The sequence below is a fragment of the Fibrobacter sp. UBA4309 genome, assembly GCF_002395745.1.
Lineage (GTDB): Bacteria > Fibrobacterota > Fibrobacteria > Fibrobacterales > Fibrobacteraceae > Fibrobacter.
Map to the genome: position 1 here is coordinate 93,787 of NZ_DGUN01000051.1, position 17,391 is coordinate 111,177.

At 53.0% G+C, this 17,391-nt stretch carries 15 protein-coding genes; 3 read left to right on the plus strand and 12 right to left on the minus strand.

Annotated elements, in window-relative coordinates:
• Positions 1-175: 175 nt before the first annotated feature.
• From B3M32_RS07570 to B3M32_RS07610, 9 genes are all read right to left on the minus strand, one after another.
• Positions 176-2,260: a carbohydrate-binding protein gene (locus tag B3M32_RS07570; RefSeq protein ID WP_290744809.1), complete on the minus strand. Its 2,085-nt coding sequence runs from the start codon at positions 2,258-2,260 to the stop codon at positions 176-178.
• Between the two features lie 243 nt (positions 2,261-2,503).
• Positions 2,504-4,741: a carbohydrate-binding protein gene (locus B3M32_RS07575; protein WP_290744811.1), complete on the minus strand. Its 2,238-nt coding sequence runs from the start codon at positions 4,739-4,741 to the stop codon at positions 2,504-2,506.
• Between the two features lie 210 nt (positions 4,742-4,951).
• On the minus strand, positions 4,952-7,177 hold the full coding sequence (locus tag B3M32_RS07580) for a carbohydrate-binding protein (RefSeq protein WP_290744813.1): 2,226 nt from the start codon (positions 7,175-7,177) through the stop codon (positions 4,952-4,954).
• Between the two features lie 117 nt (positions 7,178-7,294).
• Positions 7,295-8,530 (minus strand): carboxypeptidase-like regulatory domain-containing protein, encoded by a 1,236-nt coding sequence (locus B3M32_RS07585; protein WP_290744816.1) that lies wholly within the window; start codon positions 8,528-8,530, stop codon positions 7,295-7,297.
• The gene (locus B3M32_RS07590) at positions 8,527-9,390 is read right to left on the minus strand and encodes a DUF4423 domain-containing protein (protein WP_290744818.1); all 864 of its coding nucleotides are present in this window, start codon (positions 9,388-9,390) and stop codon (positions 8,527-8,529) included. The genes B3M32_RS07585 and B3M32_RS07590 overlap by 4 nt, the downstream gene beginning before the upstream one ends.
• Positions 9,391-9,527: 137 nt before the next feature.
• Complete coding sequence (locus B3M32_RS07595) at positions 9,528-9,824, minus strand: STAS domain-containing protein (RefSeq protein ID WP_290744820.1); 297 nt, start codon at positions 9,822-9,824, stop codon at positions 9,528-9,530.
• A 44-nt stretch (positions 9,825-9,868) separates the two neighbouring features.
• The gene (locus B3M32_RS07600) at positions 9,869-11,803 is read right to left on the minus strand and encodes a SpoIIE family protein phosphatase (protein WP_290744822.1); all 1,935 of its coding nucleotides are present in this window, start codon (positions 11,801-11,803) and stop codon (positions 9,869-9,871) included.
• A gap of 16 nt (positions 11,804-11,819) precedes the next feature.
• A complete protein-coding gene (locus B3M32_RS07605; RefSeq protein ID WP_290744824.1) occupies positions 11,820-12,938 on the minus strand; it encodes a GTP pyrophosphokinase in 1,119 nt (372 codons plus the stop codon).
• A complete protein-coding gene (locus B3M32_RS07610; RefSeq protein ID WP_290744826.1) occupies positions 12,938-13,504 on the minus strand; it encodes an HD domain-containing protein in 567 nt (188 codons plus the stop codon). Before B3M32_RS07610 ends, B3M32_RS07605 begins: the two co-directional genes overlap by 1 nt.
• 100 nt (positions 13,505-13,604) lie before the next feature.
• On the opposite strand from B3M32_RS07610, the gene B3M32_RS07615 reads away from it, so the two are divergent.
• From B3M32_RS07615 to B3M32_RS07625, 3 genes are read left to right on the plus strand one after another with little or no spacing between them, the layout of a single operon-like run.
• Positions 13,605-14,150 carry an RNA polymerase sigma factor gene (locus B3M32_RS07615; protein WP_290744829.1) on the plus strand — a complete coding sequence of 182 codons (546 nt, stop codon included), beginning with the start codon at positions 13,605-13,607 and terminating at the stop codon, positions 14,148-14,150.
• Between the two features lie 2 nt (positions 14,151-14,152).
• Entirely contained in the window at positions 14,153-14,515 is a 363-nt protein-coding gene (locus B3M32_RS07620) for a hypothetical protein (RefSeq protein WP_290744831.1), read from the plus strand.
• Between the two features lie 3 nt (positions 14,516-14,518).
• Complete coding sequence (locus tag B3M32_RS07625) at positions 14,519-15,079, plus strand: Spy/CpxP family protein refolding chaperone (protein ID WP_290744833.1); 561 nt, start codon at positions 14,519-14,521, stop codon at positions 15,077-15,079.
• 69 nt (positions 15,080-15,148) lie between these two features.
• Here B3M32_RS07625 and B3M32_RS07630 read toward each other — a convergent pair whose 3' ends face one another.
• From B3M32_RS07630 to B3M32_RS07640, 3 genes are all read right to left on the minus strand, one after another.
• Positions 15,149-15,847, minus strand: coding sequence for an SIMPL domain-containing protein (locus B3M32_RS07630; RefSeq protein WP_290744835.1), 699 nt, complete (start codon positions 15,845-15,847; stop codon positions 15,149-15,151).
• 20 nt (positions 15,848-15,867) lie between these two features.
• Positions 15,868-16,434 (minus strand): hypothetical protein, encoded by a 567-nt coding sequence (locus B3M32_RS07635; RefSeq protein WP_290744837.1) that lies wholly within the window; start codon positions 16,432-16,434, stop codon positions 15,868-15,870.
• 200 nt (positions 16,435-16,634) lie between these two features.
• Positions 16,635-17,132, minus strand: coding sequence for a hypothetical protein (locus B3M32_RS07640; RefSeq protein ID WP_290744839.1), 498 nt, complete (start codon positions 17,130-17,132; stop codon positions 16,635-16,637).
• Positions 17,133-17,391: the final 259 nt, after the last annotated feature.

Here is a 17,391-nt window from a genome sequence, read left to right on the forward strand (position 1 = left end):
ATATTCTCTAAATCGCAAAATGTCTCAAAAAAGAACCTATTTCTTTAACTTTCTAAAAAATGCCCCTGACCGAGGCGCAATGTCCTGAATCTGCGTAGCAGAAAAACGTCCCGCCAATTGGCGAGACGTTTGTGGTAGTGTATGAGGAGAGTCCTTGCGATTTTCCGTATGCGGTCTATTTTGCCACGGAAAGTCTAAACATCTTTTTGCCCTTGGCCGACTTGATGACGTATACCCCGCCCTTGCTGACGAGATTTTTCACCTTTTGCGCGGCATCTTCCGCATTCATGGCCTGGATTCGCCCAACGCAGGCTCCATTCAGGTCGAAAACGCCATAGGTCGCCATCGCATCGGCCTTTTCAAATTTCACACCGACAAGTTGCGTGCCGCCGCCAATCGGTTCGGGATCGGTCGCGTCCTTGCCCTTCACGAAGGTGAAGTAGTCCACGTCCATCCAGTCGCCAACCACAGTAAAGCGGAGGATGTGCTGGCCGGCAGGGAGCGTCACGTTCTTCTGCACCTTGTTGTAGTCGTCGTAGTTCTCTTCGCCGTCATTCTTCGGGACAGAGATATCGCCCGTGAGTTCATTGCCATCGAGAGTCATGTTGAAACCGGAGGTCGCATTGGCGGAGGCAACCGCGGCAAAGAAGGTGTAGTCACCCGCTTCCTTCACGTTCACCGTGTATTCAAGCCATTCGCCAGCCTGGTTGTAACCCACGATGTAGCCGGTAGCCTTCTTGTAGATATCGACACCGGTACCTTCGCGGTAGTCAGAGTCTCCGTGGTTATCGGAATCGTTCTCGTTGTAGGTCTTGTTTTCCTTGCCCGTACCCGGAATGTCGAAATTTTCAGCCTCGATCTTGCCCGGAATTTCAGCGACCTTGCCGCCGAACGGTTCGCGAGGAATAGGATCGGCCGGAGTGCCCACGCCCACGAGCGTCACGATGCAGTCCTTGAAGTTGTTGCCACCAGACTGCATTTTGATAGTCACTTCGCCGTTCTTGACTTCGACTTCGCCTTCGTCCTTGGCGTTCTTCGTTTCGCTGGTGGTGTACATGTGGAAAGTCTGGACATCGGCGCCCTGCACCTTGACGGTCACTTCCTTGTCGTTGCCGTAATCGCGGTTCACGAGCACCACGATGACGGAGTCGCCACCGGCGCTCTTGTAGGCGCTCGCAAACAGGTTCGCCTCGGGCTTTGCCGTTGCACCCACGCGCACAGCACCCGGGCGGATAAAGCGCGCGAACTGGCTCATCACGTAACCACGCTTGGAGACCTTGCCGATTTCGTTGGACGGTATCTGGAGTTTGTTGCCGAAGTCCTTCTCCATGATGAGGCCGTAGCAACGGCGGATATACCACCAGGTGTACTGATTGAAGTTGCCCACGACCATCGCTCGATGGATTTCGTAAGCCACGTCCATGGCGTTCACGGTATCGCGCTTGTTCTGGTTCGCCTGGTCACCCGTATTCGTAACCGTGCGCCAGTAGTTGCCGCTTCCCTGGCTTTCGGTGTAGTGTTCCGTCATCCAGCGTTCCACACCCTTCTGGTCTGCAAGGCTATACTGGAAGAAATCGTCCCCAGTTCTTCTGTCGCTTGCGTAGAAGTGCGCACCGAGAATGTCCCAGTTCTTGAGGGCGTTGGCGTCATTCAACACCTTGTTGTAGAGGTTTTTGTCGTAGCGGAACGATTCCGTCGAAATCACCTTGGCACCGTTCTTGCGCATTTTATCGGCATAGCCCTTGGTGAAGTTGTAGATTTCGTCTGCACTCCAGCAAGCCCATTCACCGCACCAGTCCGGTTCGTTACTAATGGAGATGGCGTACAGGGGAACGCCCTGGTTTTTCATGTAATCGTTAAAGCCGTTCAGGTGGTCCACATACTTCTGGTAGTTAGACGAAGACATGTGCTGGTTTGCGCCCGCATACGGAGAAGTCCACGGGGTTGCATACAAGATAAAGTCATCTCCGGCGTACTTCTTCGCGTACTTTGCGGCCTGAACTTCTTTATTGAAATCACTGGAATTTGCATATACAGGAATACGCAGTGTGTTGAGGCCAATCTGGCCATCGCCCGTACCGAATGCGAGCTTGGCATCGGCCTCGGAAAGTCCGCCACCGCCCTGCCACTGGTTATGCACCATGCCGCCAAAACCGCGAATGACCTGGTGTTCCTCGGTGACATCCACATTCACCGTCGAAGCATATGCTGCAACCGCAAAAACAGTGCAGCCAAGTATAAAGCTGTGAGAGCTTTTCATACACGTACCTTTTATCCAAACAGAGCCCGCTGAATTACGGGTTCCCATCACTTATCTTAAAATTACCTGCTTTATGCGCTCTTTTCGACCATCATCAATATTTTTCCTTTTACATTTTGTCAATGCGAATCACATAAAATTCCATAAAAAAAAACTCCACGGAACATTCGTCCCGAGGAGTTTTCTGACGCCGAAAAGGCGCCGGTTTGGATGTGCGGTGTTTAGGGATTCCTTTCGGGTCCGCTACCTAGAAACGGACACCATAAACTTCTTGTCACCGCGGACAGAACGGAGCATGTAGACACCTTGAGAGTACCCTGCAGCACGGAGGGCGTCGCCCACCTTTGCGCCGTCGAGTTTCACGGAGCCCACCTGTTTTCCCTTCAAATCGAACACAAGGAACATATTCGAAGCGAACGGATTGAACTGGGCCGTCTGCTGGATTGCATCCGTGCCGCCGCCAATCGGTTCAGGATCAGTTGCATTTTCACCTTCGACAAACGTGATGTAGTCGATATCCATCCAGTCGCCCGTAACGGTAAAGCGCAAAATATGTTCACCGGCAGCGAGATTCACATTCGTCTTGACCTTGTTGTAGTCGTCGTAGTTCTCTTCGCCTTCATTTTTCGGCACAGAAATCTCATCGGTAATGTTCTCGCCATCAATAGACAGCTGGAAACCGGAAGTCGCATTGGCGGAAGCGACAGCGGCAAACATCGTGTAAGCACCGGCCTTCGCCACGTTCACCGTGTATTCGAGCCATTCGCCAGCCTGATTGTAGCCAACCACGTAACCGGTTGCTTTCTTGTAAATATCGACACCAGTACCTTCGCGGTAGCTCTTGCCGCCGTTGCTTTCGGCGCCATGGTCATCGGCATCGTTATCGCTGTAAGAATCCATTCCGGCACCGCGGCCCGTACCCGGTTCGTCAAAATTTTCCATCTCGATTTTGCCGGGGATTGCCCAGGCCTTGCCGCCAAACGGTTTCTGCGGTTCGGGAGGAGTCGTTCCGCTGCCCTCGAAGCCCCAGGCCTTGACAACCATGGTGGAATCCTGAGAGCCCTTGAACACCAGGAACACCTGTGCCACGACACCCTTGAGACCTTCGACATCGCACTTGTTTTCGACAAAGGTCGTCTTGTTGCCAGTATTCTTGATTGCACAAGTACCAGCCAACGTTCCGGTTGCAGAACCGGTGTGGATTTCGATCTTGTTGCCGTCGGCAATGCTTGCCGCCTCTACCGCGAAGCCAGTGGCGGCCGTACCGAAGTCAACACCAGACACGCGAAGCCACGATTCCTTGGAAGAAAGCGGAAGCAAAACGTGTTCGGCCTTCTTGCCCTGCACAAAGTTGGAGCGGCTACGGATGCCCTTCTGCTTGGAACTCGTGAGCGCCGGATACCAGTCGTACGGATCGAAGTTCTCGATCTGCTTCGGGCCTTCGTTAGTCACCGTGACAGTCTTGATAGTGCCGTCGTTATTATAGAACATTTCGTCTACAGAAACGCTACGGTGGTAACCTTCGTTCGGTTTCGGCTGACCGTCATCGGCCGGAATAATTTCAAGTCCGTTATGGCCCTTGGCAATACGGCGGTCATGGTACACCACATAGGAATGTCCCTTGAATTCGGCAATACCGTGGTGGTTGTTGTTGCCGTTGATGCTCCTGCCGTTCATGCTCGGGTCACCGAGAATCGTGCCCTTCCAGGTGTACGGTCCCATTACGTTGTTCGACATACCGTAATCGATGGTAGGCGCACCCTGCTGCCAGCCGGTACTGTAAGAGAAGTAGTAATTGCTCCCGTGCTTGTGGATGTAAGACGCCTCAAGCATCTTGCGGGTCGGGAGGTTGTTCACCTTCACGTGAGAGCCGTTACCCACCGGAGCATCCTTCGCGTCGTTCAGTTTGACGATATCGAAGTTGTCGGTATTCGGACGGCTATTGCTTTCGCCGCCGCCCCACGTGACGTAGGTGGTGCCGTCGTCGTCGATAAAGATACCCGGGTCAAAGCACCAGGAAACACCATCGCAACCGATAATGCCACGGCCGCCGACAAGTTTGTCCTTGCCCTGGCCCACGGCATTTGTCCACGGGCCGTCGATTGCAGGCGCCTTGATGTAGCCGATACCGCCGCCACCGCCATCGGGGAACACGATGTAGAACGTGCCGTTATGCACCGCGATGCCGGATGCCCAAATATCGTTAATGCCGTTCACCTTGCGGGCATCGTAAATAATGCCGTAGTCAGTCCAGTTCTGCATATCCTTGCTGCGGAATGCATAGAGGGCGTAAATCTTGTAACCATTGGAATTGTACGGAGCCGGGTCATCGGAGTCCGTGATGATGTAGAAATATTCGTCGTCGGCGGCTGCACCCGGATCCGCCAAGTAGTGATAGGTAGAAATCGGATTGTCGGCAAGAGCCGCACCGGCAAGGCAACCAACAACCAAGCCCAGCTTTCTTATAGAAATCTTTTTCATCTTAAACATCCCTTTTGACCGCACCATACGGCCTATCCACTTTAAAATTTACCCCCTAAAAGGACTTTTTTTCACCCATTGCAGCAAATTATCATTGACGGATTATCCACACCCACCCCCTAAAAAAGCTTTTTTTGCAAAAAAACACCCCGGAACGGTATCCGGGGTGTGTTCTCCTAACTCCTTTATGGATTTTTTTCTATACGTGCCCTATTTTGTAACGCGGGCCATGAACTTCCTGTCGCCGTGCACGGAACGGAGCATGTAGACACCCTGGATATACCCTGCCGCGCGGAGAGCCTCACCCGCACTTGCGCCGTTCAGGTTGACAGTGCCCACCTGCTTGCCCTTCAGATCGAACACTCGATAAGATTCGTACTGTTGAGCCTTGAACGCGACAGAATTCCTGATAGCATCCGTGCCAATCGGTTCCGTATCCGGAGCATCCTTGCCTTCAAGGATATTGAAGTAGTCGATATCGAACCACGCACCGACAACCGTGAGCCTCAGGACATGCTCGCCAGCCGGGAGCGTGATGTTGGCCTTGACCTTGTTGTAGTCTTCGTAATTTTCTTCGCCCGAGCTTGCCGCGGGCACGGAAATCTCTTCGGTAATGTCCGTTCCGTCGAGAGAGAACTTGAAGCTGGAGGTGCTTCCGGCGGCAGCGACAGCGGCATAGAGCGTGTAATCGCCAGCCTTCGACACATTGACAGTGTATTCCAGCCATTCGCCTTCGGTATTGTAGCCCACCACGACACCGGTAGCCTTCTTGTACAGGTCTACGCCGGTACCGTCGCGATAGTCGGAGTCACCGTGGTTCTCGGAATCGGATTCGCTGTAAGAATCGACATCGCCACCGCGGCCCGTACCCGGTTCATCGAAGTTTTCGGCCTCGATCTTGCACGGAACGGCCCAAGCCTTGCCGCCGAACGGCTTCTGCGGTTCCGGCGGCGTCGTACCGCTGCCTTCGAAACCCCAGGCCTTGATAGCCATCGTGGAGTCCCTATTGCCCTTGAACACGAGGAATATCTGGTCTACAATGCCCTTGAGGCCTTCGACCTCGCACTTGTTCTCGGCGAAGGAATTCTTGTTGCCGGTATTCTTGAGCGTGCAGGTGCCGGCAAGCGTACCCGTCGCAGAACCCGTATGGATTTCAATCTTGTCGCCATCGGCCGTGCTTGCGGCCTGCACCACGAAACCGGTCGCGGCAGTACCGAAGTCGACGCCGCTCACGCGGATCCAGGATTCCTTCGTGGAAAGCGGGAGCAACAGATGTTCGGCGACCTTGCCCAAGCTCCAGTTGGAGCGGCTGCGGATACCCTTCTGCTTGGAGCTCGTGAGGGCCGGATACCAGTCATACGGATCGAAGTTTTCGATCTGCTTCGGGCCATCCTTGGTAAATGTCAGCGACTTCATGGTACCGTCGTCGTTGTAGAAGAATTCATCGACGCTTACGCTACGGTGGTATGCCGGGTTCGGATTTGCCTGGCCATCTTCGGCAGGAATCTTTTCCAGGCCATCGTAACCGTTCGCAATGCGGCGGTCATGGTAGGCAACGTACCAGTGGCCCTTGAATTCGGCAATGCCATGGTGGTTATTGTTGTTCGCGTTGATGTTCTGGCCGTTGATGCTCGGATTACCCATGAAGATTCCCTTATATTCATAGGGACCCATGGGATTGCTCGACATACCGTAGGCAATGCGCAAATCGGCCGTACTGTAAGACAGATAGTACTTGCCCTTGTACTTGTGAATGTACGAGGCTTCCATCGCCTTCGGGCCACCAATCTTCAGGTGAGTCTTGGAACTCACATCGAAGCCCTTCATATCGGGGTTGAACTTGTATATGTTGAAAATATCGTTGTTGTTGTCCCTGGCCGGGCGGGAATCGCTGCTACCGCCACCAAAGGTGAAGTAGCCCGTGCCGTCATCATCAAAGAAAATACCCGGGTCAAAGCACCAGCCGATGCCGTCGCAGTCCGCAAGGCCGCCGCCCCAGTTATTGATGAGTTTCTTGCCACCCGAAACAGGGTTCGCCCACGGGCCGGCAATGCTGTCGGCGCTAATGAGGCCCACACCGCCGCCACCGCCATCGGGGAACACGATGTAGAGTTTTCCGTCCTTGGGGTTCACGTCAATGTCGGACGCCCAGATATCGCCGATACCGTCCACCTTGCGGGCATCGTAAATGATACCGAAGTCGGTCCAGTTTTTCATGTCCTTGGTGCGGAAACCATAAAGGGCCTTGATGCTGTAACCATTGGCATTTGCCGGAGCCGGATCGTCGGAGTCGGTGATGACATAGAAATACGTATCGTCAGCAGCTGCACCCGGATCCGCCAAGTAGTGGTAAACAGAGATCGGGTTGTCGGCCAATGCGACAGAGACAAAACCCGCAGCAAGACCCATTATCCCCGCGCGACTCAAAATCCTCATAGAATACTCCTTATGGGGGCCCTAAACAATTTCTCCCCACGACAATAAAGTTATCTACAGGTATGCAAAAAGTGCTGCCCAAGGCAGCACTTTCCGTGGATGTTTTATCCACAATTGCTATTCGTCGTCTTTTGCCGGTTCCTTCTTCTTGATCTCGAAGGGGCGCAGGCCGTAAATTTCGATATTGTCTATCCAGAATTCGCCGCCCGTACCGCCGAAAATCGAGAACTTGCTCACATGGGCCTTCACGGAATCCCAGCCCACGTTTCCGGCCGTATTCAGGCTATCCGGCTCAATCAGGGCGGTGGGAATCACCACGTAGCGGGTCCACACGGAATCGATATCAAAGCGCTGCCAAGCCTTGCCCTCTTCGATACCCTTCGCACTATCGGTGACCATGTCGAACGAGAAATGGACAAAAATACTTTCCATATCCGGTTTCGTCTTGGCGGCACGCGCCCAGAACACCACCGAGTCGAGCTCGCTCATATCGACCGCTTCTCCGAAGGAAATCCCCATCAGGACCCAGTTCGCGTTGGAATCGTTTTCGCAAACGAAATGCGCCACCTTGCCATCGCGGCCCTTGCCCGCATCGGCGGCATCGATTTCGCCACTAGCGTACCTGGACGAGAATACATACCAGTTGTCGACGCCGTTTTCGAAATCCTCGAACACGAACTGCTTGGGCATCTTGGCAGAATCGCCGATAAACACGGTTCCCTGCTTGCCGGGTTCCAGCTTGACAACCGTCGAGCCGTAGCTGACGAACGATTCGTCTTCGTCCGCAGAATCGCTATAGGCATAGGCGACCATGTTGAGTTCACCCGCAGGCAGCGACTCGAACTTGAAATTACCGATGGAGTCCGTCTGGGTGCGGTATTCCAAACCTTCGACACCCACGGATACAGAAGCTACGCCCTTGGGCAGGTAGACTTGACCGGAAACGGCACCCGGTTCTTCGACACCCATGGAAAGCTGGACAGCCCCGCTATCCTGGTCGTCGTAAGACACCTTTGTAACGCCCTTCATCGAAACGCCACGCGCTTCAACAACATACTTGCCCGATTCGATAGACTTGAATTCAACCGTACCGTTATCGTCGGTTTCAAAATTCATGTTGGCATTCACCATAGAATCGGCAACAGCGCCCTCGGCTCCAGGCAGGTATCCTTCAGGGCGTACAAAAATCTTCATACGGGCGGCAGGGGTGCCGTCCGCCAAACGCACAGTAAGCGCGATGGAGTTCTCCGTCTCCATCGACGAACCAGCAGTATCGTCACCGACGCTACTGCTGCAAGCTACAAAGGCGCCTCCCAATGCAGCCAGACCTAATATCCACACCCATTGCTTCATTTTTTCGCTCCCGCATTTTCCCCCATATTAGCAATTCCTGAAGCATCCTTCTTGCGTGCAACAGGGTAAAATGCCATCGAAAGCTGCATAACGCGGTCCGGATTCTTGGATTCGTCAATACGTTTTTGTACTAGGCGACGGAATTCCCTCAGCATATCGCCAAGATCCTCGAAACAGGACTGGTCCACAGACACCGTAAGTGTCGAAATATTACGTTCGTTCACCGGAATATTTTCCAGTGCGTCGCTGGCCAGGCTCAACACCTGACGCTGGAAATTGCGGACGGCCTTGGCCTTTTCCGGTCCACCGACCGTCAAGTGCGCTTCCGTCAGGGCAAGGCGGCCGCTAGCCAACTTCTTGACCAGGCCGACTTCCTTCAAAATCTCGATGGCCTCGGTCGCCTGTTCTTCGGTGATAGGCGGGCAGATGTCCTTCGCAATCTGTTTCACGTTCACCACGCCACCGTTCAGTTCCAGGTAGGCGCGTACGGCGGGGATCCACCAGTTTTCCAAGAGCTTGAGCTCGGCAGCCTGGAGGCTATGGCGTTCCACATCCCTCAGGGAGAGGGCCTTGGCCATCAGTTCTTCCTGCTTCGCCTTGTCTTTGGTAATTGCAGCGGTAAACAGCAGGTCGAAAAACTCGGCCTGACGTCCGTTCAACGCAAGGATTTCCTTCGCTGCCGGAAGAGCGTGCGCCGGCAGGTGCTGCTTCTTCTGCAGTACGCGGTACAGGTAGCTGGAATCCAGTCCCAGCTTGTCACCCATCATGCGGTAACTGTAGAAGGGCATCTCGGCCTTACGGCGCTCGTAGTAGTCCTTCAGGAAGTCGCGGTAATCCGCTATGTCTGAAAAAGTAACCATCAATAACTAAATTACTTATTCGAAGGGCCTTTTGTTTATGCAATTTAACAAATTCTATTGACTTTTTATCCATGCACCAAGTGGCGTAAATTCTCGAAAATCAGCAATTTAGCCACAAAATGAGACCGTCATCACACCTATTCGATGGTCAATATGTCACTGAATCCCGTAACATCGAAGATTTCGCGGACTTCCTGGCAAACCTTCTTCAAGACCATGTCCCCCTGCTTGCTCATGATCTTCTGCGCCACGAGCATCACGCGGAGCCCCGCCGAAGAAATATAGGCGAGCTTCTCGAAGTCGATTACGAGATGGGCTACACCGTCCAGTTTCCCCTGAATTTCGGATTCAAGCTGCGGAGATGTTAACGAATCCAGTCGGCCATCGAGAGCAATGGTCAATGTTCCACCCTGTTGGGTCTTGACGATCTGCATAATAACCTCACTATAGTTTCATCGTTTAAAACTTATAACCAGAATTACCTGTTATCCTTCTCCCCGTCATAGCGAACAGCAAGCATCGCAATATCGTCCATCTGACGCGCTTCGCCAACGAAGCTGTCCATACGGGCCTTCACGAACTTGCACAATTCTGCCGGATCGTGTTCGCAGCATTCCGACAGAGCCTTAAGCAATTCAAACTTTCCAAACGGTTTCCCTTCGCTGTTTTCGGCTTCGATGATACCGTCCGTGTACAAGAAGAGCGAATCGCCCGGAGCAAGCGTCATGGATTCCTGGGTGTACCTGGATTCTTCCATGACAGCCATCGCCAGGTTGGGCTTGCCCTTGACAAATTCTACAGAGCAGTCCTTATGGTGGATTACCGGAGGCCTATGGCCGGCCGAAACGTAGTCAACGCGTCCAGTCTTCAAGTTCAGTACGCCCATCCACATCGCCACAAACAGGTTATCCTTGTTCCTGCGCGACAGTTCATAGTTCGTCTCGTTGAAGATTTCGGAAACGGAATCGACATGCATTGCCAGGGTACGAATCACGATACGCGACACCATCATGAGCAGCGTCGCAGGCACGCCCTTTCCGGACACGTCCGCAATCACGATGGCGAGGCGGTCGTTGTCCAGTTTGAAGAAGTCATAGAAATCTCCACCGATATCTTCTGCAGGCAAGAGCAGCGGAGCAAGCGCATGCCTATCATCAGCCGTATTTTCTTCCGATTCATCCTTGGGAAGAAGCCCAACCTGGATCCCGCGCGAGAAATCCAAATCCCGCTTGACGCGGTCCATGCTCTTCTCCGATTCGAAATAGGCCTGCAGCGATTGACGCATATCTTCGAAGGACTTGGCCAACTGGGAAATTTCGTCGTCACCCGGAAGCGCGGGAATCTCGGCACTGAAATCGCCCTGCCCAATCTTGCCGGCAGCCGCGGCAATCGCCTTGAGAGGGCGCGAAACGCGGAACATCGACACAAGGACAATGACAAACAAGATAAAATAGCCGCATAGGCTGATAAATGCGAACATATGCCCCACGGAACGCTGTTCTTCCATGAAGACCTCCGCCGGCCACACGATCAGGAACTTCCAGTTGATGGATTCCATCGCCGTAAAATAGATAGCCGCGTCCTGGCCATCGACAGAAGTGCCCAGGAACAATCCGTGCTTCATCTGGTCCACCGCGTTTTCGAATTCAACGAGCCTCTTGTGCGAAGCGCTCCTCGAAATCGATGCGAAATTGGACTTGAACGTCAATTCATTTTTCGGATGGGCGATAATCGTATTGTCTGCAGAAAGCACCACCGCATAGCCCGAACTCGATATCGGGATGCTCGCGATGGCATCCTTGAGGAAGGCGATGGAAATGTCGACACAAAGAACACCTACGAACTCCTTTTGCCCCGATGCATCCGTACGGAAAATAGGCGTCGTGTAGATTACTATCGGTTCCTTGATGAACTGCCCAATGAACGGTTCCTGCCATTGGCCCTTCAGGCTATCCTTGGTACCCTTGTACCATTTCGTTTCCCCGTAATCGCCACCGTTAATAACGGACGTTTCCTTCCCCGAATAGTACGCAAGGCGCATGTATTCGCCCTCAACACCCCCCGGGGCCTTCCCCGGCTCAAAGGCGACCACCATGGCCACCACCTGCGGTATCGTCGCACGCACGCCCGTAAGCGAATGCAGCAGGAATTCATCGAGTTCCTCTCCGCCAAGATTCTGTGTACCGATCTCGACCGAAAGTTCTTCGCCGATACTCTTGCCCGAACTGAAAAGGTTGTTGATGAGGGCCACGTTCGCCCGGCTAATTTCTTCGCCCTTCTGCAAAAGCATCTGGGACAGCTTCTCGTTGATCCGCAGACCGCCAAGTCCGAACAATATCGCGAACACGATGCTGATGCTCACGAGAACCGTTACAGATTGCTTAAACGCCAAGCTTTGCACGTTTATCTTCATCGTTTCACCTCCAAAACTACCCGTTCTGAGATTCCATAAAGGCGAGTTTTTTTGCTCGGCTATACATTTTTTCAGCCCGCTCCCGATTGACATCAGAAGTTCCGTTCAGCTCGTTCAGGCAACGGGTCAATTCCAGGACTCCGCCCCCACGCTTCAACAAGTATACCGCGCAGAGGTTCACTACCGCTAACGACGAGTTGATGATATCGAGGTCCGTATTCGCCAACTGGAACGCCGCCAGATGGTACGCGTCTTCGGAACAGCTGCGAATCATCTTCTCGACATCGCCCAGGGTCGTGAATCCAAGGGAGCGGAACACCTTAAGGAACCCGAAAAGCGACGTCTCGTAAATCTCCGCCTGGTTGATAGCGGCGATGCGCTTGTTCAGCGAATCGAACGGACGCAGCTCCAGGTAGTTCCCGAAGGAATCGCCATCCAGGGCCACTTCGTCAAAACGGCCGGAGCTCACCAGGGACTGCACATGGCGTCTGTAATTGCTGAGGCCGGCACGGATTACGCAGAACTGTTCGTCGATCAATTCCAGCATTCCCGCCAAGCGGCTCAAGTTGCGCTGGTATTCCCTGGGTACTTCGAATCCGGACTTGTAACCCGTATCGTGGTCGAGGACCGCCCACACATGCTGCAGGGCGGAACGCATCTGCACTTCGAAACGGATTTTATTCAGCTCGGGATAATCGGGATCTTCGTAAAGGCTCTTGGGAACGCGGCAAATATAGTGGAGCGAACTGTAACCAAAGCTATGGATTTCGTGCATCCTGCGTTTGTCGATGCTGTTTTCCCAATCGATTTCGAACAGGCGGCCAACCAGCGCGGCAATCTTGTCGACCTCGTCGTTATAGCAGGTGATGACGCGAATACCGACAATATCCGTCAGGCTGAGCAGGTCAGAATACTTGTTACCCTTGCGTTCGAGCTTCCCGGCCAGGCTTTCTTCTGTCTTGACACGCGCCTCGATTGCATTGACGTAGAGATTGTTTTCCTTGATGCTTTTGGTCAAAACGTCTTTCACGAACGTCATCAGCCTTTCATAGGCCGCGCGCTTTTCACGGAGTTCCTGGATAATCTTGACTCCGCGGGGAGGAAGCCTGTAATCTGTCACATCCCTCTTTTCCATCAGGACCTCTCGAACACCTTGTCGACGGTTTCTTCGAATTCCTTGTAGGCAAACGTTTCGTGCAGGCTACGGAGGGCGCGGGCCAAGCCGCGGAAATGCCATTCATGCGACGCGGCATCCTTGACGCTGAACAGGTCCCATACCTTGTCGCCTATCACCTGGTAGTCGCGGTAAATGGCTCGGATATTGCTCAGTTTGTCGGCTAGCGCGACGATTTTCGCATCGTTGTCCGCAGCAGAAAGGCGTTCGATGGCCTCTTCCTTGCGTAGCCTCCAGCTTTCTGCCCGGCTCTTGCCGGCAAACTCGATGTCGGATTCCACTTCGACCAGCATGGCTATCCGCTTGCCGAACTCGCGCTCGATATCCTTGAGCGTAATGGACGAATCTTCGACGGTATCGTGCAACGCCGCCGCCGCCAGGAGTTCCTGGTCGTTCGTCATGGTCGCAGCAATCGCCACCGCTTCGAGGGGATGCACTATATAGGGGAAACCCTTTCCCTTACGCTCCGCACCTTCGTGCACCTTGACAGCGAAAACAATCGCCTTGTCCAACAGTTTCGTGTCCATATCAATAATGTAACAAAAAAATGAGGAGTCCGCCTTCAAAGGCCTTTTTTTTACTTTTTTTATGCAACCGAACCTCTCCCACCGGCATCAAAAGGGTAACATGGACGAAAAAGTGATACTTCAACACCTCAAGGACGGCAGCCGTGAAGCGCTATCCCTGCTCTGGCAGGAACACAGTGCAAACGTGCTCAATTTGGCCTTCCGGATGCTGAAGGACCGCGACCAGGCCGAAGATATCCTCATGGATGTCTTTGTGCAGGTGCCGAAAGCCGTACAGGGATTCCGGGGGCAGTCCGCGCTCAACACGTGGCTCTACCGGCTTACGGTCAACGCATGCCTCATGAAGCTCCGGGCACAAAAGCGACACCGCGAGCTCGAAGAGGAAAAGCTGGACGTCCTTGTCGAAGAAGTATTCGGCAAGGACGACTCGCGGGAAGAATCCTTTGACGTCGAACTTTTGGAAAAGGGGCTTGCGCAGTTGCCGGCAGAAACCCGCAGCATGCTCTGGCTCAAGGATGCCGAGGACTTGGACGTGAGGGGTCTAGCCGAAATTTACAAGATGCCCGAAGGCACCGTCAAGGCAAGACTCAGCCGCGCAAGAAACTTTGTTCGAAACTATTTGAAAGAATACAGACAAGGAGCGTAACCATGCCAGACAAAATCGACTTCTCGAAAATGGAACGGCTTAGCCCCAGAGCAGACTCCTGGGCGAAGGTCTGCGCCCGTCTGGACGCGGAAGCCGCTACCGCGCACAAGACCATCGACATAAAGAACTGGTACAGCGCCATCCCGATTGCCGCGAGCCTCGTGCTCGTGAGCCTCACGGCCATCCTTCCCGCCATCACCGACAACGTCGGCAGCCCGGAAGAAACATCGGTCGAAACCATTTCCATCAACAGTTCCGCCCCCTCCGAAGTCCTGAGCTGGTACTCCAGCCTGGGCAGCTCGGCGAGCGACGAGTTCGAAACGCTCGAGGAAACTATCGGATTCAGCTATCTAATCAAGGAGTAAAATATGAATGGAGCAAAACTCTTCACCGCAAGCCTTGCCGTGCTTGCCCTGGCCCTGGGATTCTTCCTGGGCAGTTTCTGCGGCAAAAGCAGCCCGTGCTGTAGCAAGGGCGAAATGACCTGCTGCAAAAAAATGGACGGCGACTTCAAGAGCCACGGGCCACACGGCGACTTCAAGGGCCACGGTCCGAACTTCAAGCACAAGATGGACCCGGCAGCCATCGATTCCATGCTGGAAGTAACACCGGAGCAGAAGACTGCGCTTGAAGCGAGCCGCGCCAAGGGCGATTCGATTTTCAAGGACTTGCGCAAGAACAAGCACGAAGCCGAGAAGGCCCTTGGCCAGGCCCTCGAGAACAGCGATCCGGCCGCTATCGAAGCCGCGAAGGCCCAAGTCCTCGACGCCGACAAGGCCCTGCTCGAACACCGTATCAACGGCGTTGCCGCGCTCGCCAGCATCCTTTCCAAGGAACAGCTCGACAAGTTCAACCAGTTCCACAAGGAACAGATGAAGAAGTTCCGCGAACGCAAGCACGGCAATCCACCTGCACCGCCACAGGAATAAGATTCAGCTTCTTACAAGAAACTCCCGGCAACGATGCCGGGAGTTTTGCTTTTTATGGTGTTGTGGCTGTTAGTCTTCTAAGAAATACTGTACGTTCGTAACGACGCGGACCTTCTTGATATAAGGAGTATTCTCGTCGCGGTCCTCGATGGAGAACAGGCCCTGGCTAGCCGTCTTGATCTTGCCGAGCTTGCTTTCGGAATCCGTAGCAAACTTCTGGGCAGCGGCACGGGCGTTCTTGTTCGCTTCGTCGATCATTTCGGGCTTGACGTCGTTGAGACCGTTGAAGGAATAGACCTTGCGGTAACGGTAGTCGCCCTCGCTAAAGGCGATTCCCTGCTTCAAGAGTTCGCCCTGCTTGCCCATAATCCCGCGGAGCTTTTCGACATCCTTGGACGCGACCGTCATCACCACCGTCGCCACATAGCGCTGGGACCGTTTTTCGCTCGCATAGATTTCGCTTTCGGTATCGGTGATATCGGGAGAAGCCTTGCTGATTTCTTCTGCCGCGACCCCGTTATCCAAAAGGAATTTCTCGAGTGTCGCCGTCTTGTTCTGCACGGATTCATAAAGCGCGACCAGGTCGTTCCTCACCTCCTTGAAAACGATCGGCCAAATCACGTAGTCGGCCTTGACTTCGCGTTCCGAAAGTCCCTTGACCGAAACCACGCGGTCGCGGTCTTTCGTATGCATCATGGCGCAATAGAGGAACGCCCCCAGCCCGAGAACAGCGATCGCGAGAACAACAGACTCTTTAATCCTAGACATTTTCAATTCTCCTTTTTTTATTAGATAGACCTTGCGTCCCAGCCGTAATCCTTATACATGGTGACGGCGAGATCGTGCGCTTTTACATATTTAGCAATCGTCTTTGCACGAATCTTTTCGCGGATTTCCGTATTGGCCTCGACATTCTTGAACGTGCCGTAGAACTTCCCGAAAATCTTCTTGGCGCTCTTAGTGTACTGGGAACCGTCGGCAACCATTTCGAAAGACTTGACTTCGTAGCCGTCGACCGTGTGTTCCAGGCGGAAGAGCCCCGGATATTCGCCACCCGACGTGCAGATGAGCGTATCGCCTTCCAGGTCATAATTGAACACCCAGAAAGAACCCCAGACAAGCGTTTCGTTCTTGTTGCTGTAATCGACGGCAATCACGTTCACCACAGGGATCGAGACGTCGGCGACATCGTCTTCCGGAGCATATTCGCTCAACACGTAATCCGACACGGCCCCTTCGATAACATCTGCACCATCGTAATGGTATGCAGGAATTTTAAATCTGTCCCTACCGGAAGCGAACACGGATGTGGCGGCCAAGGCACAGACCATTGCGATTTTCAAAAACGTTTTCATTTTAGGCTCCTTTTATAAAGGTTTGTATTATTCTTGTTTACACCAAAAATATACCTTGGGAAATTCATAAAGTCAAATGCATAATTCTAATAGTTTTAATCATATTTTTTGATGAATAGAAGCACTGCCCCGTCAAAAAAAAATTGAAATCCCCTCCAGAATCCTGGAGGGGATTGTTTGATGGAGCCTAACTCGTCGATTTAGCCATTTTCTCTCTCTTTAGAATCGCCCACGTCGGCCGCAGACAGTTCCACCACTAGGCACGAGCTACGTTCCATCTTCATGTTGAGCCCGAAGGATAGCGCTAACTCCTCCGGACTCCCCCTCGATATTACCGTGATCTTGTCGCCTTCGCACTTTACTTCATCCCCCTCCATATCAAAGCACTCGGCCGCCAAGAAAGAATACGGCGCGTCCTTGTAGGTACTGACGCTTACGAGGGAATCCCCCTTCAACATCGTCACGCGATTGATGCCTACGCCATCTTCTATCGCGTCCATCTCGAAATAAGACGTCGAGTCCGTCTTGAAAACACAGGAGTTCACGGTCGCCGCTGTCATTTCGTTAATCGCGCCCGCCATGTCGCGGGAGCACCCCGAAAAGAGGGCCTGCGCACCGGAGCACAAGAAGTAAGCCAAAGGCAGAATAGAGGTTCTTGCTATCGCGGCCTGCGTATTGTTGTTCGTCTGAGTTTTCACGGCAAAGTCCTATATCGAAAATTTTCACCGAAAATATACCCACGCCAATTCATAAAAACAAATGCATTATTCTAATCGCTTTAATTATTTTTTTTGATAAACGCTCGTCAAGCCCATATAATACGGCGTCACCACATATAAAAAACGCCACCAGACGTCAAAAATAAAACTCATTTTTTTTCGCACCATCTGCTATATATAGTCACACGTTTTTCTTTCATCAACAGAATTGATTAATTCGATGAAAATTATGCATTTG

What these genes read in the sequence shown, in the direction of transcription:
- B3M32_RS07570 (WP_290744809.1), bottom strand. Translation starts at nt 2,260, where the DNA reads ATGAAAAGCTCTCACAGCTTTATACTTGGCTGCACTGTTTTTGCGGTT.
- B3M32_RS07575 (WP_290744811.1), bottom strand. Translation starts at nt 4,741, where the DNA reads ATGAAAAAGATTTCTATAAGAAAGCTGGGCTTGGTTGTTGGTTGCCTT.
- B3M32_RS07580 (WP_290744813.1), bottom strand. Translation starts at nt 7,177, where the DNA reads ATGAGGATTTTGAGTCGCGCGGGGATAATGGGTCTTGCTGCGGGTTTT.
- B3M32_RS07585 (WP_290744816.1), bottom strand. Translation starts at nt 8,530, where the DNA reads ATGAAGCAATGGGTGTGGATATTAGGTCTGGCTGCATTGGGAGGCGCC.
- B3M32_RS07590 (WP_290744818.1), bottom strand. Translation starts at nt 9,390, where the DNA reads ATGGTTACTTTTTCAGACATAGCGGATTACCGCGACTTCCTGAAGGAC.
- B3M32_RS07595 (WP_290744820.1), bottom strand. Translation starts at nt 9,824, where the DNA reads ATGCAGATCGTCAAGACCCAACAGGGTGGAACATTGACCATTGCTCTC.
- B3M32_RS07600 (WP_290744822.1), bottom strand. Translation starts at nt 11,803, where the DNA reads ATGAAGATAAACGTGCAAAGCTTGGCGTTTAAGCAATCTGTAACGGTT.
- B3M32_RS07605 (WP_290744824.1), bottom strand. Translation starts at nt 12,938, where the DNA reads ATGGAAAAGAGGGATGTGACAGATTACAGGCTTCCTCCCCGCGGAGTC.
- B3M32_RS07610 (WP_290744826.1), bottom strand. Translation starts at nt 13,504, where the DNA reads ATGGACACGAAACTGTTGGACAAGGCGATTGTTTTCGCTGTCAAGGTG.
- B3M32_RS07615 (WP_290744829.1), top strand. Translation starts at nt 13,605, where the DNA reads ATGGACGAAAAAGTGATACTTCAACACCTCAAGGACGGCAGCCGTGAA.
- B3M32_RS07620 (WP_290744831.1), top strand. Translation starts at nt 14,153, where the DNA reads ATGCCAGACAAAATCGACTTCTCGAAAATGGAACGGCTTAGCCCCAGA.
- B3M32_RS07625 (WP_290744833.1), top strand. Translation starts at nt 14,519, where the DNA reads ATGAATGGAGCAAAACTCTTCACCGCAAGCCTTGCCGTGCTTGCCCTG.
- B3M32_RS07630 (WP_290744835.1), bottom strand. Translation starts at nt 15,847, where the DNA reads ATGTCTAGGATTAAAGAGTCTGTTGTTCTCGCGATCGCTGTTCTCGGG.
- B3M32_RS07635 (WP_290744837.1), bottom strand. Translation starts at nt 16,434, where the DNA reads ATGAAAACGTTTTTGAAAATCGCAATGGTCTGTGCCTTGGCCGCCACA.